We start from the raw sequence: 20,578 nt of genomic DNA, 5'->3' as shown, positions 1-20,578 counted from the left end.
CCCCCGCCCCGCGCCCCTCCCGCCCGCTGCCGCCGGTAGCCATCGTGATCGGCGTGCTGTTCTTCTTCGGCCTGCTCGGGCTGATGATCTACGGGGTGATGAAATCCGGCGACCCGCAGCGCGACGTGCTGCCGTCGGCCCTGATCGACAAGCCGGCGCCGGCGTTCGCGCTGCCGGTGCTGCACGACCCGGAAATGATCGTGCACAGCGACGAGCTGCGCGGCGCGCCCTACCTGCTGAACGTGTGGGGCAGCTGGTGCGCGGCCTGCCGCGAGGAACATCCGGTGTTGACCCGTTTCGCCGAGAGCAAGCGCGTACGCGTGATCGGCTACAACTGGAAGGACGACCCGACCGATGCCCTGCACTGGCTGGAGCAGCTGGGCAACCCGTTCATGGTCGTGCTCAGCGACGTGGAAGGCCGCACCGCGATCGACTGGGGCGTGACCGCTGCGCCGGAAACCTTCCTGGTCGATGGCAGTGGCATCGTGCGTTGGAAGTACAGCGGGGCGATGACCCAGCGCGTGGTCGACGAGAAGCTGATCCCGGCCCTGGAGAAGATCGAAAAGGCCCAGGGCAATGCCGGCAACACCCTGCACACGGCGCCCTGAGCCGATGCGCTGGCTGCTGGCGCTGCTGCTCATGATGCTGCCGTTGGCCGCGCTGGCCCAGCAGCCGCTGCACGATCCGCAGCCGCTGCAGTTCCGCGATGGCGCAGAGGAACGCCGCTTTCATGACCTGGCCGCGCAGCTACGCTGCGTGCAGTGCCAGAACCAGTCACTGGCCGATTCCAACGCGCAGATCGCCCAGGACCTGCGCCGCGAAGTGCTGCAGTTGATGCAGCAGGGCCATGACGACGCACAGATCAAGCAGTTCCTGGTCGCCCGTTACGGCGAGTTCGTGCTCTACCAGCCACCACTGCAGCCGGGTACGTGGCTGTTGTGGGGCGGTCCGCTGCTGGTGCTCGGCGCCGGTGCGCTGGTGGTGCTGGGCATCGTCCGCCGTCGTGGGCGCACGGTCGCGTCCGCACCGACCAGCAAGACTGATGAAGGAGACGGTTGGTGAGCCATTGGCTTCCCATGGCAGCGGGTGTGAGTGCTGCGCTGATGGCTGCACTGGTGCTGTGGCCGCTGCGCCACCATGGCCGCCGCGGCTTCGTGGTCGGCGTGCTCGCGCTGGGCGTGGCCGGTGCCTGCCTGTACCTGCTGGTCGGAGACCCGCGTGCGGCACAGGTGCAGCCTGCGCCGTCGGTGGCCACCCTGCGTGACGGCGTGCAGGCCCTGCAGGATGCGTTGCAGCGCGATCCGCAGCGTGCCGATGGCTGGACGCTGCTCGGGCGTTCGCAGGCCGAGCTGGGCAACACGTCGGCAGCGGCGGACGCCTTCGCACGTGCCGCCGCCCTGGCCCCTGAAGACCCCGGCGTGCTGGTGGAAGCGGCACAGGCGCGGGCACAGGCCGATGCCGGCAAACAGTTCGACGACACCGCAATGACCTGGCTGCAGCAGGCGCGCAGCCTGGCCCCGGATGCCGAACGCGCCAGCTGGTTGCTCGGCATCGCCCTGCGCCAGCGCGGCCGGAATGCCGAAGCAGCCGATATCTGGAGCAGCCTGCTGCCGCGACTGGAACCGGGTGCCGCACAGGCACTGCAGGCACAGATCGCGATCGCCCGCGAAGCCGTCGGCCAGGCGCCCGATGCTGGCGCTGCGACGCCACCGGCGCTGCTGCAGGTACGCGTGCAGCTGCCGGCGCTGAAGAGCAGCGAGTGGCCAGCCGGCACCCAGGTGTTCGTACTGGCGCGTGCCGCGGGTGGACCGCCGATGCCGGTGGCCGCACGCAAGCTGCCGCTGGCTGGCTTCCCGGCCACGGTCGGGCTGGGTGACGGTGACAGCCCGATGCCGACCGCACCGCTGTCGGCCCATCGCGAAGTGGAAGTGCTGGCGCGCATCTCGCGCAGCGGCAGCGCCAACCGTAGCGAGGACGATCTGCAGAGCACGCCTGTGAAGGTGAACCTGCCGCATGAGGGCGTGGTTGAGTTGCGGTTCCCTTGACGCTCCGCACGGTAGTGCCGGCCGCTGGCCGGCAACCACGCGGGCACATCAAGGTTCATGAGGTTGCCGGCAGCGGCCGGTACTACCGGGTGCATCGCCGATGGAAACCAGCGTGTCGCCAGCTCCACATGCAGCCCCGCTAGAATGCCCGCATGACTGAATTCATCCCGCCCGGCACTCGCTTCCATGCCCTGCCCTCGCCGTTCCCGTTCAAGCGCGGTGGCGCCCTGCACGGTGCTCGCGTGGCCTACGAAACCTGGGGAACGCTGGATGCCGATGCCGGCAACGCGATCCTGATCGTCACCGGGCTGTCGCCGGATGCGCATGCCGCCGCCAACGACGCCAACCCGGCACCGGGCTGGTGGGACGCGATGGTCGGGCCCGGCAAGCCGATCGACAGCGACCGCTGGTTCGTGGTGTGCGTGAACTCGCTGGGCAGCTGCAAGGGCTCGACCGGACCGGCTTCGCTCAATCCGGCTACCGGCCAACCCTATCGCCTCGACTTCCCGGAGCTGTCGATCGAGGACGGCGCTCGCGCGGCCATCGAGGTGGTGCAGGCGCTGGGCATTGAACAACTGGCCTGCGTGGTCGGCAATTCAATGGGCGGCATGACCGCGTTGGCCGTGCTGATGCTGCAGCCGGGCATCGCACGCAGCCACATCAACATCTCCGGCAGTGCACAGGCGTTGCCGTTCTCGATCGCGATCCGCTCGCTGCAGCGCGAGGCAATCCGCCTCGACCCGCGCTGGAACGGCGGCCACTACGATGACGATGCGTACCCGGAATCGGGGATGCGCATGGCGCGCAAGCTGGGCGTGATCACCTACCGCTCGGCGCTGGAATGGGATGGCCGCTTCGGCCGCGTGCGGCTGGATTCGGACCAGACCGACGACGATCCGTTCGGCCTGGAATTCCAGGTGGAAAGCTACCTGGAAGGCCACGCGCGGCGCTTCGTGCGCTTCTTCGATCCGAACTGCTACCTGTACCTGAGCCGCTCGATGGACTGGTTCGACCTGGCCGAGTATGCCGACGGCGACGTGCTGGCCGGGCTGGCGAAGATCCGGGTGGAGAAGGCGTTGGCGATCGGTGCCAACACCGACATCCTGTTCCCGGTGCAGCAGCAGCAGCAAGTAGCAGATGGCCTGCGCGCAGGCGGTGCCGATGCGCAGTTCATCGGCCTGGAATCACCACAGGGCCACGACGCCTTCCTGGTCGATTTCGAGCGCTTCGGCCCGGCCGTGCGCGGCTTCCTCGACGCACTCTAAGTGGCGTGGCGGCGCAACCTCGCGCTGGCCGCGTTCGGCGCGCTGATCGCGCTGATGATCAGCGGCGTGCTGCCACTGTGGCTGGGCGGCTGGTGCCTGCTGGCCAGCGCAGTGTCGTTCGGCCTGTACGGCCACGACAAGCGCGCGGCACAGCGCAAGCAATCGCGGATTCCCGAGCGCACCCTGCAACTGCTGGCCTTTGCCGGCGGCTGGCCCGGTGCGCTGCTGGGCCAGGGGCTGTTCCGCCACAAGCATCGCAAGGCCTCGTTCCAATGGGTGTTCTGGCTGTGCGTGCTGGCCAACGTGGCCTCGATCGCAGTGATGCTGCGCGAGTTTTCGCGGTAACCGTTCGAATGGGTAGTGCCGGCCGCTGGCCGGCAACGCCATGATGTTCGAACCGGATGCGTGGTTGCCGGCCAGCGGCCGGCACTACCGGGATGATTTCACGCTTCGCGGATCAGAACCCCATCACACAACCGGTACTGCGCATCAACCACGCCTTCGGGCAGGTCGTCGTGGGTGATCATCAGCAGGCTGCGGCCGTCCAGCAAGCTGGCCAGATCCAGCAGCAGCGCGCGCGCGGTATCCACGTCCAGGCCCTCGGTCGGCTCGTCCAGCAGCAGGATCGGCGCATTGCGCAGCAGCGCGCGCGCCAGTGCCAGGCGCCGTGCCTGACCGGCCGACATGGTCGCGCCGTTCTCGCCCACCCAGGCCTGCAGGCCACCATTGTGCTCGGCCCATTCGCCCAGGCGCACGCGCCGCAGCACCGCCCACAACGCCGCGTCGCTCGCATCGGGATCACCCAGCCGCAGGTTCTCGGCCACGCTGCCGGCAAACACCGGGGCGTTCTGCGGCAACCAGGCCAGCTGCCGATGCCAGTCGCCCTGGGCGAAGTCGCGCAGGTCACGGCCACCGTAGGTCAACCGCCCCTGCTGCGGATCCCACAATCGCAGCAGCAGGCTGGACAGCGTGGTCTTGCCACTGCCGCTGTCGCCGCGGATGGCAATGCGCTCGCCCGGTGCCAGGGTCAGCTGCAGGCCAGACAGCACCGGACGCACCGCGCCTGGCCACTGGAAATGGATGTCATCCCAATGCACGCGCGCCGCCTGCGGCACCGGCTGCGGCGCCTGCAGGTCTTCCACCGTCGGCGGCTGCTCGACGATCGCCTGCAGCCGCGCAGCAGCGATGCGCCCGGACTGCAGTGACTGCCAGGCCAGGCCCATGCCGGCCCACAGTTCGATCAGTGCCACGGTGAGGAACACCAGCCCAGCGGCCATTTCCGGCGCGATGCGCTGCTGTTCGGCCGCATGCAGAGCCAGTGCCAGCATCGCTACCAGACCCAGCCCGGCAACCAGGCCGTGCAGGGTCGAGGCCGCGATCAGGCGCCAGCGACGGCGACGATCACGCGAGGCCAGTTGCTTGGCGGCCACCCGCACCTTCAACTGCCATGCCGTGCTGGCATGCAGTGCGGCCAGATCACCCGCGCCTTCCAGTCCTTCGAACGCGGCGGTGCGCAGCGCAGCGCGATGTGCGGCGCGATCGGCCTCCTCATCGTCATGCCCACGCACGCCCAGCCACGGCACCCCGAAGCTGATCAGCACCGCCAGTACCGCCAGCAGCACAGCCGCCGAAGGCAGGACCACAGCGGCCGAAGCCACCCCCACCAGCGACAACCCACCCAGGGCCAACAGGGGGCCGATGGCGCGCACCAGCAGGCCATCCACTTCGCCGATGTCACCCAGCAGGCGTGCCAGCAGCTCCCCGGTACGCGTCGCGCCCAACCGCGCCGGTGCCAGCGGCAGCGCGCGTCGGAAGAACCACACGCGCAGGTCACGGGCGATGCGCAGGGTCACGTCATGCCCCACCAGTTTTTCGAAGTAGCGCGACGCGATGCGCGCCATGGTCAGCCCACGGATGCCCGCCGAGGGCGTGAAGAAATTGAAGCCCTGGCCGAGGCCGGCGACACCGGCCAGCGCTGCGGCGGTCAGGAAGCCGCCCGACAACCCCAGCAGGGCGGTGCCGGCCAGCATCGTGGCCCACAGCAGCAGCACGGCCAGCAACAGGCGCGCGCGATGGCGCAGGAATACCGCGCGCAGTGAATCCGGCGAACGACTCATGCGCGCACCGCCTGCGCTGGCTCGACCAGCCGCCCTTCGGGCAGCAGCAGGCAACGGTCGGCCCAGGCAATCACCGCCGGGCTATGGGTGGCGACCACCACGCTGCGCCCGCGCGCATAGGCGGCCAGGCTGCGCAGCAGCGCGGCTTCGGTGTCCGCATCGAGGAAGGCGGTGGGCTCATCCAGCAGCAGTACCTGTGGATCGCGCAGCAGCAACCGGGCCAGGCCGATGCGGCGTGCTTCACCACCGGACAGGCCGAAGCCGCGCTCACCGATCACGGTATCCAGCCCCTGCGGCAGGCGCTGTGCGAACTGCAGCACCTGCGCGGCCTCGGCCACCGCGCGCAGGCGGGCGTCGCTGGCGCCCGGATCGGCCAGCCGCAGATTATCGGCGATGCTGCCATGGAACAGGTAGGGCCTCTGGCTGGCATAGGCCACCTGCAGCCCCGGTCGCAGCTGCACCCTGCCCGCACGGGGGGGCAGCCAACCGGCCAGTGCTTCCAGCAACGTACTCTTGCCACTGCCACTGGGGCCCACCAGCGCCAGCCGCTGGCCTGGCTCCAGTGTCACGTCCAGGCCCTGCAGCACATCATGCGGCGCGCCCAAGGGACGCAGCATCAGCCCCCACGCCCGCAACGGCGCCATCGCCGCTTCGGCCGGCTCCTGCGGCAGCGGCACCATTTCGTCATCGGCAAGGACAGCTTCTTCCGGCAGCACCTGCAACAGGCGCTCCACTTCAGCGGCCGCAGCCAGCGCGTTGGCACGGTCGTGGTAGTGCGCTGCCAGCCGCCGCAGTGGCGCATAGAACTCCGGTGCCAGCAGCAGGCAGAACAGGCCCGCACCCAGCGTGGGCACCGTCGCATGCAACGACATCAGGCCCAGATAGCTCAGCCCCAGGTACAGCGCGACCATCGCCACGCTCACCGAAGCGAAGAACTCCAGCACGGTGGACGACAGGAAGGCGATGCGCAGCACCTTCATCGTTCGCACGCGCACGCCTTCTGCAGCCGCTTCGATACCCTCCAGCTCGGCCTCGCCGCGGCCATACAGGCGCAGCAGGCCCAGGCCCTTGATGCGATCGGCGAAGTGTCCGCTCATCCGTGCCAGTTCGCCCAGCTGCGCACGGCCGGCCGCTTCGGCACCCCAGCCCACCAGCATCATGAAGAACGGCACCAGGGGCGCGGTGAACAACAGGATCAGCGCTACTACCCAGTCGACCCAGGCCACTGCCGCGAGGATCAGCACCGGCACCACCACCACTTCGGTGCGCACCGGCAGGAAGCCGCTGTAATAACTCTCGATCGCATCGCCGTGATGCAACATCAGTTCGCCCAGCTCGCCGGTACGGCGCTGGCGCAGCCACAGCGGCCCATGGCCAAGCAGGCGCGCGAATACGCGCTCGCGCAACGCCAGCCGCGCGGCATCGGCCACGTCACCCGCTGCAGCCTGGGTGGCGCTGCCCAGCAGCGTACGCACGATCAGGATCACGACCAGCGTGGCCAGCACCGGCAGGCCCGAGGCCAGTGGTGCACGCTCGACCAGCACCTGCTGCACCAGCCAGGCGATGGCGGCCGCCTGGCCGATCAACAGTGCGCCGGACAGGCTGATGCACAACGAGGCCAACCGCTGGCGGCCGCGCGCGGACCGCGCCAGATCGGCCAGCCACGCGCTACGGATGCGCCGCAATCGGGTCGATTCGTCTTCGGAAACAGCGGCGTCAGCAGTCGGTTCGGCAGCGCTCAAGGGTCTTCACAGGCAACAGGGCATTGGCAGGCATTGTAGGCGCAGGCAACAGCCTCCCCCTGCGGCCGGCGGTCGCAGTCCCAGGCGGGTTGGCATACGATCCTCCTGAATACCCATTCATACATTGATCTGGATCAAGGCTGTTTGAAGTAGTCGGTCACATCATTCACCCCGTAGACCACCCTTCCCGCCACCTGCAACGGCACTATCCAACGAGGTAGCCAGGCCATGATTGATCAGACAGTCGTAGAACTGTCGCGGCTGCAATTCGCTCTGACCGCGATGTACCACTTCCTATTCGTCCCCCTCACGCTTGGCCTGTCCTTCATGGTGGCCATCATGGAAAGCGTGTACGTGATGACCCGCAAGCAGGTCTGGCGGCAGATGACCCTGTTCTGGGGTGCCCTGTTCGGCATCAACTTCGCCATCGGCGTAGCCACCGGCCTGGTGATGGAGTTCCAGTTCGGCATGAACTGGTCGTACTACAGCCATTACGTCGGTGACATCTTCGGTGCGCCGCTGGCCATCGAAGGCCTGATGGCGTTCTTCCTGGAAGCGACCTTCATCGGCCTGTTCTTCTTCGGCTGGAAGCGCCTGACTCCGGTCAAGCACCTCACCGTGACCTGGCTGATGGCGCTGGGCACCAACCTGTCGGCGGTGTGGATCCTGATCGCCAACGGCTGGATGCAGAACCCGACCGGTGCGGTGTTCAACCCGGAAACCATGCGCATGGAAGTGGTCGACTTCGCCGCGGTGCTGCTGAACCCGGTGGCCCAGGCCAAGTTCGTGCATACCGTCAGTGCCGGCTACGTGACCGGTGCGATCTTCGTGATGTCGATCAGCGCGCTGTACCTGCTGCGTGGCAAGTACAAGGACATGGCCCGCCGTTCGTTCGCGGTGGCTGCAGCCTTCGGCCTGCTGTCCTCGCTGTCGGTGGTGGTGCTGGGTGACGAAAGCGGTTATGCCGCCAGCGAACACCAGAAGATGAAGCTGGCCGCGATTGAAGCGATGTGGGAAACCGAGCGTGCGCCGGCCGACTTCACCGCCTTCGGCATTCCCAACCAAGACACCCATCAGAACGACTATGCGGTGAAGATCCCGTACCTGATGGGCCTGATCGCCACCCGCTCGCTGGACCAGCCGATTCCCGGCATCCTGGAGCTGGTGGAACGTGCCGAGCACCGCATCCGCGGTGGCCAGATCGCCTACGGCGCACTGGAGCGCGTGAAGAAGGACCGCAACGATCTCGAAGCACGCGAGATGTTCGATCGCCACTGGCAGGATCTCGGCCATGGCCTGCTGCTGAAGCGCTACCGCGAAGACATCCTCAACGCGACGCCGGAGGAAATCTCCAAGGCCGCGATGGATACCGTGCCGCGCGTGGCCCCGCTGTTCTGGACCTTCCGCATCATGGCGGGCCTGGGCTTCTACCTGATCGCCTTCTTCGCGTTGGCCTTCTACTTCTCGTGCCGCAACAACTTCCAGGACAAGCGCTGGTTCCTGCGGTTGGCGGTGTGGTCGCTGCCGGCACCGTGGATCGCGATCGAATGCGGTTGGTTCGTTGCCGAGTACGGCCGCCAGCCGTGGGCTGTGGACGGCGTTCTGCCGACCTTCTACGCCGCATCGGGCCTGGCACTGCATGAAATCCTGACCACGCTGGCGGTGTTCACCAGCTTGTACACGGTGCTGCTGATCATCGAGATCAAGCTGATGCTGAAGGCGATCCGCAAGGGTCCGGACGACATCCTGCCGACGCTGCAGGCCGATATCCGCCCTGTTTCCCCCAATGCAGTCGCCCCCGGCCAGGCCTGAGGCAGGAGAATCCAGATGGAATTCATTGCACTTGATTACACCACGCTCCGCGTGATCTGGTGGCTGCTGCTCGGCATCCTGCTGATCGGCTGGGCCGTGATGGATGGTTTCGACCTTGGCGTCGGCACCCTGTTGCCGTTCGTTGCCAAAACCGATGAAGAACGCCGGCTGGTGATCAATACCGTCGGCCCGGTGTGGGAAGGCAACCAGGTGTGGCTTGTACTGGGTGGCGGTGCGATTTTCGCCGCATGGCCGCCGCTGTATGCGGTCAGCTTCTCCGGCTTCTACCTGGCGGTGTTTGCGATGCTGTTCGGGCTGATCCTGCGCCCGGTCGGCTTCAAGTACCGCAGCAAGCTGCCGTCCAAGCGCTGGCGCGACAACTGGGACCGCGTGCTGTTTGTCGGTGGCCTGCTGCCGGGCCTGATTGCCGGCGTGGCGGTGGGCAACGTGCTGCTGGGTGTGCCGTTCCACTTCGATGACACCCTGCGCGTGACCTACACCGGTTCGTTCTTCGGCCTGCTCACACCGTTCGCGCTCATCGCCGGCCTGATCAGCGTGGCCATGCTGGTTTCGCATGGTGCGGCCATGCTGGTCATCAAGACCGACGGCCCGGTGGCCGAACGTGCCGCACGTTACGGCGGCGTCGCCGCCATCATCAGCTTCGTGCTGTTCGCCGTGGCCGGTGCCTGGGTGGCCTTCGGCCTGCCGGGTTACCAGATCACCTCGCAGGTGGTCACCGATGGCCCGACCAATCCGCTGCTGAAGACGGCCGAGCTGGGCACGGCTGCCGGTGGTTGGCTGCGCAACTACAGCAGCATGCCGGCCACGATCGTGTTCCCGGTGCTCGGCCTGCTCGGCGCGCTGGCCAGTGCGGTGCTGCTGCGTGCCCGTCGTGGTGGCCTGGCCTTCATCGCCTCGGGTGCATCCATCGCTGGCATCATCCTGACTGTCGGCTTTGCGATCTTCCCGTTCCTGCTGCCGTCCTCCAGCCAGCCCACCTCCAGCCTGACCGTCTGGGACAGCTCGTCCAGCCACCTCACGCTGTGGGTCATGCTGCTGGCCACGGCCATCTTCCTGCCGATCATCCTCGCCTACACCACCTGGGTGTACCGCGTGCTGAAGGGCAAGACGACGGTCGAGGACATGGACGACAACCCCAACGCCTATTGATTGCCAGCGTGCCGACCCACGGTCGGCACCTGTCTTGCACACAGGAGATTGAACATGTGGTATTTCGCCTGGATCCTCGGCGCCGGCCTCGCCTCGACGGTCGCCATCCTCAACGGCATGTGGTTTGAAGCCCGCGAGCAGAACCGCATCGAGAAAGAAAATCGTCGCTGAGCTGTAAAAAAGCCTTGCCGCCTTGGCCTTCACACGGTATCTTAGGCGGCTCCTTCGGGGTGTAGCTCAGTCTGGTAGAGCGCTACGTTCGGGACGTAGAGGTCGCAGGTTCGAATCCTGTCTCCCCGACCACTCAAGTGGTCGCATTGAAGCCTGGTGAAGTCGTCCAGGCTTTTTTGTTCCCTGAAGTGGCACTGCTTCGGCAGTGTGAAGAAAACAGCATCCACCCCTTGCCGCCATCGGGGTGAATCGCTAGAATAGGCGGCTCCCTTCGGGGTGTAGCTCAGTCTGGTAGAGCGCTACGTTCGGGACGTAGAGGTCGCAGGTTCGAATCCTGTCTCCCCGACCACTTCGGTGGTCACCAAGAAGCCTGGAAGACATCACTGTCCTCCGGGTTTTTTTGTGCCTGCGGCCCGGGACAGGCGCGGCCGCCCGCAACGCCACTGGCCAGCCACGTACAATGGCCGCCTCCCCCACCTGCCGCTTCGGCGTAGACCGATGCCGGCGCTGCATGCCGTTGCTGAAGCGTGCGACACCTGCAAGGACCACCGATGAGTTCCTCCACTTCCGATTCGCCGTCGCTGCTGCACGGCCGCGTCCTCGCATTCGCCGCGATCCTGTTGGCCGCGATCAACCTGCGCACAGCGGTCACCTCGATCACGCCCCTGCTCGATGTGCTCGGCCAGCAGTTCGATTTCGGCACCACCATGACCGGTGTGCTGGGCATGCTGCCCACCGCCTCGTTCGCGCTGTTCGGCGTGGCAACGCCGGCACTGGCGCGGCGCCTGGGCCTGGAGCGCACCACCCTGCTGGCCATGCTGATGGCAGCCGCCGGCCTGCTGCTGCGCTCCAGCGCCGGCAACGTCGGCACGCTGCTGCTGGGCTCGGTGATCGCACTGGCCGGCATGGGTATCGGCAACGTAGTGGTGCCGCCGCTGGTGAAGCGTTACTTCGCCAACAAGGTCGGCACCATGAGCACGCTGTACATCAGTGTGCTGCAGCTGGGCACGATGATGCCGGCGCTGCTGGCGGTGCCGGTGGCCAATGCGGCCGGCTGGCGGGTGTCGCTGGGCATGTGGGCACTGCTGGCGCTGGCGGCGAGCCTGCCGTGGCTGCTGCTGGCGCGCCGTGCGCCCGGGCCGGTGCTGGATGCCCACGACCCGACCGCACAACCGCATGGCAAGGTCTGGCGCACGTCGCTGGGCTGGAGCATGACGCTGATGTTCGGCATGACTTCGCTGATGACCTATTCGATGTTCACCTGGCTGCCGCGCATCGTGGTCGAGGCCGGCGGCACGCCCGCCTTCGGCGGGGTGATGGTGGCAGTGTTCTCGGCGCTGGGCCTGCTGCCGTCGCTGGTCATCCCATCGATGGCGGTGCGCCTGCAGAACCCGTTCCCGCTGGTCCTGATCGGCTTCTTCTCGTTCGTGATCGCCTTCACCGGCCTGCTGCTCGCACCGATGAAGGCGCCACTGCTGTGGGCCTGCCTGCTCGGTGTCGGCCCGTCCACGTTCCCGCTGGCACTGACCCTGATCAACCTGCGCACGCGCACTCCGACCGGCTCGGCCGCGCTGTCCGGCTTCATGCAGGGTGTGGGCTACAGCTTCAGCTGCCTGGGGCCATTCCTGGTCGGCTGGCTGCACACCGTCAGCGACGGTTGGACGATCCCATTCAGCTTCCTGTTCGGCTGCGCGACCCTGATGCTGTGTGCCTCCTGGGTGGCATGCAAGCCGCGCAAGCTGGAAGACCTCTGGTAAGCCTCCACCCGGGCCGGCTGCCGCCCTCCATCTACCGCCGGTCAGCTTTCACGCAGATTTTGACGCTGGGCTGACAGTTCCGGGCAGATAGTGCCCCCGAATGCCCATCCTTGCCGCGTGCCGGCATCGGGCATGGGGGCGGCAGCGCCGTCCAGGCCACCAGTCGGTGTGCGGGGGACTCTCGTTTCAGACTAGACATTGCAGGTCGCTGTCCCGGTTCTACCCATCCTGCTGGATGGGAACGCACGAGGGGAGTGACGCAGGCCACGGCCATCCCAAAATCTGGCATGTGATGTGCGTCACATTTTTCAGGTTGTCTGGTTCGGAAGCCAAGGGGGTCCCCAATGGTTGTCCACCGCCGGCTGGCGCTCTGCGTCGGCCTTGCTTGCTTCGCTCTGGCCTGGGCCAGCAGCGCGGCCCCGCCTGATCGCGAGGCCGCCCTGGCCGAGATCGGCCGCTACCGCGACCAGGCCCGCTGGCTGGATGCGCTGGGAGCGATCGAGCGCGCCAGCCAGCAGCAGCCCAACGACGATCTGTTGTTCAAGCTGCGCGTGCTGACCCTGGGCGATATCGGCAACGCGTGGCGCGCCTGGGAGCTGTACCAGCAGCGCCCGCAGTTGTTCGACGATGCACAGAAGCAGCGACTTGAGGGCGACTACCTGGCCAAGCTGGTGGTCTGGAGCCTGGCCTACAGCAGCAGCGAGGACGCCCGCCTGGAAGAAGCCGAGTCGACCCTGGCGCGCATGCAGCGCTACGTCGGCAGCGAAAGCACCACTGCGGCGCAGGCACCCCTGCGGATCCGGCTGGATCGCCTGATCCTGCTCAACCGGCTGGGCCGCCACGCACAGGTTCGTGAGGAAGCACGCGCACTGCAGGCCGAGGGCCATGCACTGCCCGACTACGTGCTGCCCGCTGTGGGTGATTCACTGATGGGCACCCTGCATCCGCTGGAGGCCATTCCGGTGCTGCAGGCGGCGGTGACCGGCGATCCCACACGCGATGCTTCGCATTCGGAATTGGCCTATGCCTATCTTGAGAGCGAACAGCAGGAAAAGGCCATCGGCCTGCTGCAGGCGTGGCGCGACAAGGAACCGGCCTGGCGCTGGGGCAACGGAAAATCGCCGTATGCGAACTGGTCACGCTACGAGGCCGACCTGAATCTGGCGATGGTGCGTGCCTACAGCGGCGACCTGCCGACCGCCCAGCGCGACCTGGAATCGATGGTCGATATCGCCCCCGGCAACGGTGGCCTGCAGAGTGCGTTGGGCAGCGTGTACATGATGCGCGGCTGGCCACGCATGGCCCTGCAGCGGCAGCAGATGGCGCATGCACTGGACCCGCGCGACATCGAGCCGCGGCTGGGTATGGAAGAGGCCTACGTCGCCCTGCAGCGCGATGACCTGGCGCGGCCACTGCATGACGACCTGCTCGCGCGCTATCCCACCCAGCCTGCCGTCGAACGCATGGACCAGGCCTGGCGTGCACATCGCGGCTGGCAGCTGAAGGCATGGACCGACATCGGCCGCAGCTCCGGCGGTGGCGGCACTTCGCCACTGGGCAACAACGACCGTCACTACGGCATGGAAGTGCAGACGCCGGTGCTCGACGACCGCTGGCGGTTGTTCGCCTTCGCCGACAGGCGCTCGGTCGACTTCCAGGACCAGCGCATCGACCCGCTGTGGCTGGGTGCAGGCGTGCGCTACCGCTTCGGCCGGCTGGATGCGGAGGCCGCGGTAGTGCGTGCCAACGATCACGTCGGCGATACCGGCCTGCGTGCCAGCGTGGGCTGGCAGTTCAACGACTGCTGGCATGCCGGGCTGATGGCTGCGCGCAATGATCCGGAGGCCTCGATGCAGGCGCGCGCGGCCGGCATCACCGCCGACAGCGTGGGCGCGCAGGTGGACTACCGGCGCAGCGAACGCACCCACTGGATGTTCGGCGCCAGCCGCTTCCGCTACGACGATGGCAATCACCGCGAACTGTTCAGCACCAGTGTCGAGCAGCGGCTGCTGACTCGACCACGCTGGCTGATCGATGGCCTGGCCAGTGCCTATACCAGCCGGGGCAGCCGCGACGATGCGCCCTACTTCAATCCGAAGCGCGACCGCATGGTCGAGATCGGCCTGCGCGTCGACCAGCAGCTGTGGCGACACTATGAGCGCCATTTCCGGCACCGGCTGACGGTCTCGCTGGGCGACTACTGGCAGGACGGCTTCGGCAGCGCACTGGTGCCGTCGGTGTCCTACATGCATGAGTGGCAGATCGGCCAGGGCCGCGTGCTCGAGTATGGCGTGCGCTGGTCACGGCCGGTCTATGACGGCCACCGCGAGCGCCATATCGGCTTCGAAGCCGCACTGCGCTGGGGAGACTGACATGACCCACATCCTGCGACTGATCGTGCTCCTGCTGCTGGCCGCCGCGACACCGGCCCCTGCGCAGCAGGCCGTGCATCTCGACGCGGCCGACAACGGCCTGCTGATCCTCAGCTATCACGATATCCGCGACCAGGTCGCGGCCAAGGGCGACGCAGATACCTACGCGGTAAGCACGCAGAACTTCGCTGCCCACCTGGACTGGCTGGGTGCGCATGGCTACCACCCGGTGTCGTTGTCGCAGGTGATCGACGCCTCGCAGGGACGCGCGACACTGCCACCGAAGCCGGTGCTGCTGACCTTCGATGACGGCCTGCGCAGTGTCTACGACAAGGCCTTCCCGCTGCTGCAGGCCTATCGCTATCCGGCGCTGGTGGCGGTGATCACCGACTACGTGGACATGGCGCCGGGTCGTACCATCGACTACGGCTACCGCCCGTTCGGTCGCGAGGACTTCATCACCTGGGCACAGCTGAAGCAGATGCACGACAGCGGCCTGATCGAAGTGGCCAGCCATACCGACGACCTGCACCATGGCGTGATCGCCAACCCTCAGGGCAACTCCACGCCAGCGGTGGTCACCCGTGTCTATACGCCCGCGACCCACAGCTACGAGAGCGAAGCACAGTACGAACAGCGCCTGCGTGCCGACCTCAGCCGCAGCGCACAGCGCATAGAGCAGCATCTGGGGGTCCGCCCGCGCGCCATCGTCTGGCCTTACGCCGCGTACAACCAGCTGAGCAACGATATCGCCGAGCAGCTGGGAATGCCGGTCTCGTTCGATCTGGAAGGCCGCAGCACGCCAGTGGCCAGTGACCTGCACGGGTTGGCGCGCTTCCTGGTCAGCGACAACCCGACCGTGGAGGGACTGGCCTACGAACTGCGCCGCGACGTGGCACTCGATGGCGTCCGCGCCCTGCAGATCGACCTGGATGCCGTCTATGACCGTGACCCTGCCCAGCAGGCGCGCAACCTGGATGCACTGATCGAGCGGGTCAAGCGGATCGCGCCGACCCACGTCTACTTGCAGGCCTTTGCCGACCCTGATGGCAACAACACCGCCGATGCCGTGTACTTCCCCAACCGCCACATGCCGATGCGCGCTGACCTGTTCAGCAGGGTCGCGTGGCAGCTGAAGTCGCGTGCTGGAGTGAAGGTGTACGCCTGGTTGCCGGTGCTCGGCTTCGAACTGCCGGATCCGGCGCAGCGACAGGCACTGGCGATCCGCAGTGGAGATGCCGATGGCATGTACCGGTTGGACTTCACCAACCCCAAAGCACGCCAGATCATGCTGGATATCTACGAGGATCTGGCGGTCAATTCCTACTTCGAAGGGTTGCTGTTCCATGACGATGGTTACCTGCGGGATACCGAGCTGCCCACACTGGCTGCAGGCCACGATGGCAGCGGGCGTACACAGGCATTGATCGACTTCACTCTCGCCCTGCGCGACCGCGCACAGCGCTGGCGGCCGAAGCTCGCAACGGTGCGCAACCTGTACGCCGAACCGGTGCTGCGCCCGCAGAGTGAGGCCTGGTTCGCCCAGCGCCTGGACCTGTTCAACAAGGCCTACGACCAGACTGCACTGATGGCGATGCCGTGGATGGAGGGCAGCAAGCACCCGGAGCGATGGCTGGACCAGCTGCTGGCCGAGGTGCGCAGGCATGACCCGCAGCTGCAGCACACGTTGTTCGAACTGCAGACCGTTGACTGGCGTAGCGGCCAGCCGATTCCAGCTGATCGCCTGCGCGCGCAGATCCGCCAGCTGCAGGCACAGGGCGTGCACCACTTTGCCTGGTACCCCGATGATTTCATCGCTGGCCAGCCCTCCACCCACGATGCCCGTGCGGCCATGTCCGCCGGCAACTTCCCGTATCCGGAGAAGTGACGTGGACATGCATCCGTTGTTGCAGATCCTGTTCCAGTTCGCCTTCTACTATCCGATGGTGATGGCGTTCTTCTGGATGTCCGGTGGGCTTTACTACTACTTCCGGCGCGAACGGCATTCGCCGCCGCGCAATGATCCACCGTTGATGGTTGATCCACCGTTCGCCAGTCTGCTGATTCCCTGCCACAACGAATCGGAGAACCTGGACGACACGCTCGGTGCGGCATTGGCACAGCGCTATCCGGCCGACTACGAGGTGATCGTCATCGACGATGGCAGCAGCGACGACACCGGTGCCCGCCTGGACGCGCTCGCAGCCAGGCATCCACGGCTGCGCGTGCTGCACCTGGACCGCAACCTGGGCAAGGCCAATGCGCTTCGCATGGGTGCACTGGCGGCACGCTCGGAGTATCTGGTGTGCATCGACGGCGATGCGATGCTCGAGGAGCACGCCCTGCACTGGATGATCTGGCACCTGGTCAGCGGCAACCGGGTCGGCGCGGTCACCGGCAACCCGCGCATCCGCAACCGCTCCACCCTGCTGGGCCGGCTGCAGGTGGCTGAGTTTTCCTCGATCATCGGCATGATCAAGCGCGCGCAGCGCGTGTACGGACGCATCTTCACCATCTCGGGAGTGATCGCCGGCTTCCGCCGCACTGCCCTGCACCAGGTCGGGTGGTGGTCGGATGACATGGTCACCGAAGACATCGACATCAGCTGGCGGCTGCAGCGCGCGCACTGGGACATCCGCTACGAGCCCAACGCGCTGTGCTTCATCCTGATGCCGGAAACGCTGAAGGGGCTGTGGCGGCAGCGCCTGCGCTGGGCTCAGGGCGGCGTGGAAGTGATGCTGCGCCACGCACGCTCGCTGCTGCACTGGAAGGAACGGCGCATGTGGGGCGTACTGCTGGAATACGTGCTGAGCGTGATCTGGGCCTACACCATGCTGTTCATCGTGGTGTTGTGGGCGTTGGGCAAGTTCATCGAACTGCCCCACCAGCTGTATATCGCCAGCCTGCTGCCCCAGTGGCATGGCGTGATCCTGGCGTTGGTCTGCCTGCTGCAGTTCGCCAGCAGCCTGATCATCGACCGTCGATACGAAACACAGATAGGACGCAACTACTTCTGGGTCATCTGGTACCCGATGGCGTACTGGCTGATCAGCCTTTCCACCACCCTGGTGGCGCTTCCGAAGACCCTGCTGCGCCGTCGCAGCAAGCGTGCCACCTGGACCAGTCCTGACCGGGGTATCCGATGAACACACACCACTCTTCCAACCGCTTCGATTCACGGATGATCCGCAAGCCGCACCGCCAGCCGCGGTTCCAGCGCACTGCCTGGGGGTTCGTCACCCTGGCGTTCTGGGGCTTCTACTTCTACCTGTGGGCTCCTCTGGTCACTCTGGTGTCGTGGCTGGCCGGCGGCCGGCTGGCTTGGCGGCAGCTGTACGAGCGACAGAACCAGTTCGATCCGTATGTGCTGGTGGCGCTGCCGCTGATGCTGCTGTGCGCCAGCGTGCTGCTGATTGGCTGGGCCGAGTACAACCGCGCGCGCTTCCGTGGCCACGAGCGGCGCCTGCCGCGGCCACCGGCCAGTCTCAACGAGGTCGCCGCTGACCTGGGTGCCAGCACCGGCCTGGCCGAACGCCTGCTGGGCTGCAAGGCCGCCACGCTGCACATGGACGATCACGCGCGGCCGATCGGCATCCGCCGGGAAGTGGTGTGAACCTGCGCTTCGCCGGGCATGGCCCGGCGCTACCCGATGTGCGGCGGTAGCGCCGGGCCATGCCCGGCGTCCGTTGCGCTCAGGTGCGGGTCTGCCCTTCGCCACGCACCACGAAACGCTCGACGGTGAGCGCTTCCAGGCCCATCGGGCCGTAGGCATGCAGGCGCGTGGTGGAGATGCCGATCTCGCTGCCGAGGCCGAGCTGGCCGCCATCAGAGAAGCGCGAAGAGGCATTGACCATCACCACCGCAGAGCGCAACGCGTTGACGAAACGCTCGGCGTTGCCCGCGTCCTCGGTGGCGATTACTTCGGTATGGTCGGAACTATAAGCACGGATGTGCGCGATGGCCGCATCGAGGTCGTCGACCACGCGTACCGCCAGCACCAGGTCAAGGAACTCGGCGGCGTAGTCGTCTTCGGTGGCCAACGTGCTGCCCGGCAGCAGCGGCTGCGCCAGCGCATCGGCGCGCAGCTGCACGCCTCGCTCGCCAAGCGCTTGTGCCACGCGCGGCAGGAAGGTATCGGCCACGACACGATGCACCAGCAGGGTCTCCAGCGAGTTGCAGGCTGCCGGACGGCTGCACTTGCCGTCCACCAGCAGGTCGATGGCTTTGCCCAGGTCGGCGCTGGCATCCACGAACAGATGGCACACGCCCTTGTAATGCTTGATCACCGGCACCCGCGCATGCTCGGCAACGAAGCGGATCAGGCCTTCACCGCCGCGCGGAATGGCCAGGTCGATCAGCTCATGCAGCTGCAGCAGTTCCAGCATCGCTTCGCGACGCAGGTCGGTCAGCACGGTCACCGCCGCCGGAGGCACGCCATTGGCGGTCAATGCACCAGCCAGTGCCTGGGCGATGGCGGTGTTGGAATGGATCGCTTCGGAGCCGCCACGCAGGACCACGCCGTTGCCGGCCTTCAGGCACAGCGCCGCGGCTTCGGCGGTCACGTTCGGACGTGCTTCGTAGATCATCGCGATCACGCCCAGCGGCACGCGCACCTTCTGCACACGGATGCCGTTCGGGCGCACGTCGTCGCGGGTGACCTGGCCGACCGGATCGGGAAGCGCAGCGACCTCACGCACGGCTTCGGCCATCGCGAACAGGCGTGCCGGGTCCAGCGCCAGGCGGTCGAGCATGGCACTGCCAACGCCCTTGTCGCGCGCGGCGGCGAGGTCACGTGCATTACCGGCCAGGATCAGCCCGGCATTCACTTCCAGCGCCTGTGCCATCGCCAGCAGCAGCGTGCGGCGGGCCGCACTGTCGAGGCCGGCAACGATCTGGGCCGCGTCACGGCAGGCACGCGCCTGCGCTTCGATTTCGCTCATCGGGGTGTCCTTCAAACCGGTCATGGCAGCACCAGATCATCGCGATGGACGACACTGCCACCGTAGTTGTAGCCCAGCACGGCCTCGATGTCGCGCGAATGGCGACCGGCGATCCGGCGCACATCATCGGCGGCGTACTGGCTGACACCGCGGGCGATGCAGACACGGCCCTGCGACGAGGTCCAGCACACCTGCACCATGTCGCCACGGCGGAAGCTGCCTTCTGCACCGGTGATGCCACCGGGCAGCAGCGAAGCGCCTTTCTCACGCATGGCCTGGGCCGCGCCCGCATCGACGATGATCGCGCCCTCGGCCAGCGGCGCATGCCGCAGCCAGTGCTTGCGTGCGGCCTCACGGCTGCGCGCGGCGTGGATGCGAGTGCCGAACAGGCGGTCCTGCGCTAGTGCGCGCACCACGTCACTGCTGCGGCCATTGAACAGATAGGTCTCGATGCCGAGGCGGCCGGCCTTGGCCGCCGCTTCCAGCTTGGTGCGCATTCCACCAGTGCCGGCGCGCGAACCGGCGCCGCCGGCCATCGCCAGCACGGCATCGTCCAACTCGGGCACGTCATGCATCGGTCGTGCGTCGGCCACGGTGCGCGGGTCGGCGCTGTACAGACCATCGATGTCGGTGGCGATGAACAGCGCATCGGCATTCACCAGCGCCGCCACCGTTGCGGCCAGGTTGTCGTTGTCGCCGAGCTTGAGTTCATCCACCGATACCGTGTCGTTCTCGTTGACCACCGGCAACGCGCCCAGCCGCAGCAGCTCGGTGAGCGTGGCGCGCGCATTGAGGTAGCGACGACGGTTGCGCAGGTCGTCGTGGGTCAGCAACACCTGCGCCACCGGGCGTTCGAAGAAGCGCTGCCAGAGCCCGATCAGCTGGGCCTGTCCGAGCGCGGCCAGCGCCTGACGCGCCGCCATCGCCGCACCGGGCTCGTCGGCCCGGGGAAGAATCGCGCGGCCAGCGGCAACCGCGCCCGAGGACACGATCACCACCTCGCGTCCGGCCAGTACGTTGGCGGAGACGAACTGGGCCAGGCCCAGCGCGTGGCGTGGCGACAGGCCACCGCCATCGGCGGCCAGCAGGCTGCTGCCAACCTTCAGCACCGCGCGCCGCCACGGTGGCAGCACCTGTTCCGGGAACGGCGAGGCGACGTGGGTGGCGTGCAGGGTCATCAGGTGCGC

At 67.0% G+C, this 20,578-nt stretch carries 17 protein-coding genes and 2 tRNA genes; 15 read left to right on the top strand and 4 right to left on the bottom strand.

Features of this window, described 5'->3' with window-relative positions; all coding sequences use genetic code 11:
* The 5 genes from DI041_RS19525 to DI041_RS19505 form a co-directional block, all read left to right on the top strand.
* Positions 1–608: DsbE family thiol:disulfide interchange protein (locus DI041_RS19525; RefSeq protein ID WP_248298551.1), on the top strand; the 608-nt coding region annotated here is incomplete at its 5' end.
* Positions 609–612: 4 nt separating this feature from the next.
* Positions 613–1,062, top strand: coding sequence for a cytochrome c-type biogenesis protein (locus DI041_RS19520; protein WP_136639733.1), 450 nt, complete (start codon positions 613–615; stop codon positions 1,060–1,062).
* On the top strand, positions 1,056–2,045 hold the full coding sequence (locus DI041_RS19515; protein ID WP_046986132.1) for a tetratricopeptide repeat protein: 990 nt from the start codon (positions 1,056–1,058) through the stop codon (positions 2,043–2,045). The genes DI041_RS19520 and DI041_RS19515 overlap by 7 nt, the downstream gene beginning before the upstream one ends.
* A 152-nt stretch (positions 2,046–2,197) precedes the next feature.
* A complete protein-coding gene (gene metX / locus DI041_RS19510; RefSeq protein ID WP_046986133.1) occupies positions 2,198–3,310 on the top strand; it encodes a homoserine O-acetyltransferase MetX in 1,113 nt (370 codons plus the stop codon).
* Positions 3,311–3,655, top strand: a complete 345-nt coding sequence (locus DI041_RS19505; protein ID WP_046986134.1) for a DUF1294 domain-containing protein — start codon at positions 3,311–3,313, stop codon at positions 3,653–3,655.
* Positions 3,656–3,753: 98 nt separating this feature from the next.
* Here DI041_RS19505 and cydC read toward each other — a convergent pair whose 3' ends face one another.
* Together cydC and cydD are read right to left on the bottom strand one after the other, a co-directional pair.
* Positions 3,754–5,427, bottom strand: coding sequence for a thiol reductant ABC exporter subunit CydC (cydC, locus tag DI041_RS19500; protein WP_136639734.1), 1,674 nt, complete (start codon positions 5,425–5,427; stop codon positions 3,754–3,756).
* Positions 5,424–7,169 carry a thiol reductant ABC exporter subunit CydD gene (gene cydD / locus DI041_RS19495; RefSeq protein WP_046986136.1) on the bottom strand — a complete coding sequence of 582 codons (1,746 nt, stop codon included), beginning with the start codon at positions 7,167–7,169 and terminating at the stop codon, positions 5,424–5,426. The genes cydC and cydD overlap by 4 nt, the downstream gene beginning before the upstream one ends.
* A gap of 228 nt (positions 7,170–7,397) precedes the next feature.
* Between cydD and DI041_RS19490 the strand changes: the two genes are divergently transcribed.
* The 10 genes from DI041_RS19490 (at position 7,398) to pgaD (ending at position 18,064) form a co-directional block, all read left to right on the top strand.
* Positions 7,398–8,981, top strand: coding sequence for a cytochrome ubiquinol oxidase subunit I (locus DI041_RS19490; RefSeq protein WP_006378378.1), 1,584 nt, complete (start codon positions 7,398–7,400; stop codon positions 8,979–8,981).
* 15 nt (positions 8,982–8,996) lie between these two features.
* Entirely contained in the window at positions 8,997–10,151 is a 1,155-nt protein-coding gene (gene cydB, locus DI041_RS19485; protein WP_136639735.1) for a cytochrome d ubiquinol oxidase subunit II, read from the top strand.
* 54 nt (positions 10,152–10,205) lie between these two features.
* On the top strand, positions 10,206–10,322 hold the full coding sequence (gene cydX / locus DI041_RS19480; RefSeq protein ID WP_005410354.1) for a cytochrome bd-I oxidase subunit CydX: 117 nt from the start codon (positions 10,206–10,208) through the stop codon (positions 10,320–10,322).
* A 55-nt stretch (positions 10,323–10,377) separates the two neighbouring features.
* Positions 10,378–10,454 (top strand) — tRNA-Pro (locus DI041_RS19475).
* A 140-nt stretch (positions 10,455–10,594) separates the two neighbouring features.
* Positions 10,595–10,671, top strand: a tRNA-Pro gene (locus DI041_RS19470).
* Between the two features lie 202 nt (positions 10,672–10,873).
* Positions 10,874–12,079, top strand: a complete 1,206-nt coding sequence (locus tag DI041_RS19465) for a CynX/NimT family MFS transporter (protein WP_136639736.1) — start codon at positions 10,874–10,876, stop codon at positions 12,077–12,079.
* 344 nt (positions 12,080–12,423) lie between these two features.
* Positions 12,424–14,451 (top strand): poly-beta-1,6 N-acetyl-D-glucosamine export porin PgaA, encoded by a 2,028-nt coding sequence (gene pgaA / locus DI041_RS19460; RefSeq protein WP_136639737.1) that lies wholly within the window; start codon positions 12,424–12,426, stop codon positions 14,449–14,451.
* Position 14,452: 1 nt separating this feature from the next.
* Positions 14,453–16,339, top strand: coding sequence for a poly-beta-1,6-N-acetyl-D-glucosamine N-deacetylase PgaB (pgaB, locus tag DI041_RS19455; protein WP_046986140.1), 1,887 nt, complete (start codon positions 14,453–14,455; stop codon positions 16,337–16,339).
* A 7-nt stretch (positions 16,340–16,346) separates the two neighbouring features.
* Positions 16,347–17,597, top strand: coding sequence for a poly-beta-1,6-N-acetyl-D-glucosamine synthase (gene pgaC / locus DI041_RS19450; protein WP_211195223.1), 1,251 nt, complete (start codon positions 16,347–16,349; stop codon positions 17,595–17,597).
* Positions 17,594–18,064, top strand: coding sequence for a poly-beta-1,6-N-acetyl-D-glucosamine biosynthesis protein PgaD (gene pgaD, locus DI041_RS19445; protein ID WP_046986142.1), 471 nt, complete (start codon positions 17,594–17,596; stop codon positions 18,062–18,064). Before pgaC ends, pgaD begins: the two co-directional genes overlap by 4 nt.
* A gap of 79 nt (positions 18,065–18,143) precedes the next feature.
* On the opposite strand, the gene DI041_RS19440 is transcribed toward pgaD, so the two are convergent.
* On the bottom strand, positions 18,144–19,415 hold the full coding sequence (locus DI041_RS19440; protein WP_046986143.1) for a glutamate-5-semialdehyde dehydrogenase: 1,272 nt from the start codon (positions 19,413–19,415) through the stop codon (positions 18,144–18,146).
* A complete protein-coding gene (gene proB, locus DI041_RS19435) occupies positions 19,412–20,569 on the bottom strand; it encodes a glutamate 5-kinase (protein ID WP_046986144.1) in 1,158 nt (385 codons plus the stop codon). The genes DI041_RS19440 and proB overlap by 4 nt, the downstream gene beginning before the upstream one ends.
* Between the last annotated feature and the right edge of the window lie 9 nt (positions 20,570–20,578).

Origin of the sequence: Stenotrophomonas maltophilia (assembly GCF_004920835.1) — a bacterium.
Taxonomy (GTDB): Bacteria; Pseudomonadota; Gammaproteobacteria; order Xanthomonadales; family Xanthomonadaceae; genus Stenotrophomonas; species Stenotrophomonas maltophilia_AQ.
This window is presented reverse-complemented; position numbering and strand designations above follow the sequence as displayed.

What these genes read in the sequence shown, in the direction of transcription:
- DI041_RS19520 (WP_136639733.1), top strand. Translation starts at nt 613, where the DNA reads ATGCGCTGGCTGCTGGCGCTGCTGCTCATGATGCTGCCGTTGGCCGCG.
- proB (WP_046986144.1), bottom strand. Translation starts at nt 20,569, where the DNA reads ATGACCCTGCACGCCACCCACGTCGCCTCGCCGTTCCCGGAACAGGTG.
- cydC (WP_136639734.1), bottom strand. Translation starts at nt 5,427, where the DNA reads ATGAGTCGTTCGCCGGATTCACTGCGCGCGGTATTCCTGCGCCATCGC.
- pgaB (WP_046986140.1), top strand. Translation starts at nt 14,453, where the DNA reads ATGACCCACATCCTGCGACTGATCGTGCTCCTGCTGCTGGCCGCCGCG.
- pgaD (WP_046986142.1), top strand. Translation starts at nt 17,594, where the DNA reads ATGAACACACACCACTCTTCCAACCGCTTCGATTCACGGATGATCCGC.
- cydB (WP_136639735.1), top strand. Translation starts at nt 8,997, where the DNA reads ATGGAATTCATTGCACTTGATTACACCACGCTCCGCGTGATCTGGTGG.
- DI041_RS19490 (WP_006378378.1), top strand. Translation starts at nt 7,398, where the DNA reads ATGATTGATCAGACAGTCGTAGAACTGTCGCGGCTGCAATTCGCTCTG.
- DI041_RS19440 (WP_046986143.1), bottom strand. Translation starts at nt 19,415, where the DNA reads ATGACCGGTTTGAAGGACACCCCGATGAGCGAAATCGAAGCGCAGGCG.
- DI041_RS19465 (WP_136639736.1), top strand. Translation starts at nt 10,874, where the DNA reads ATGAGTTCCTCCACTTCCGATTCGCCGTCGCTGCTGCACGGCCGCGTC.
- cydX (WP_005410354.1), top strand. Translation starts at nt 10,206, where the DNA reads ATGTGGTATTTCGCCTGGATCCTCGGCGCCGGCCTCGCCTCGACGGTC.
- pgaC (WP_211195223.1), top strand. Translation starts at nt 16,347, where the DNA reads ATGCATCCGTTGTTGCAGATCCTGTTCCAGTTCGCCTTCTACTATCCG.
- metX (WP_046986133.1), top strand. Translation starts at nt 2,198, where the DNA reads ATGACTGAATTCATCCCGCCCGGCACTCGCTTCCATGCCCTGCCCTCG.
- pgaA (WP_136639737.1), top strand. Translation starts at nt 12,424, where the DNA reads ATGGTTGTCCACCGCCGGCTGGCGCTCTGCGTCGGCCTTGCTTGCTTC.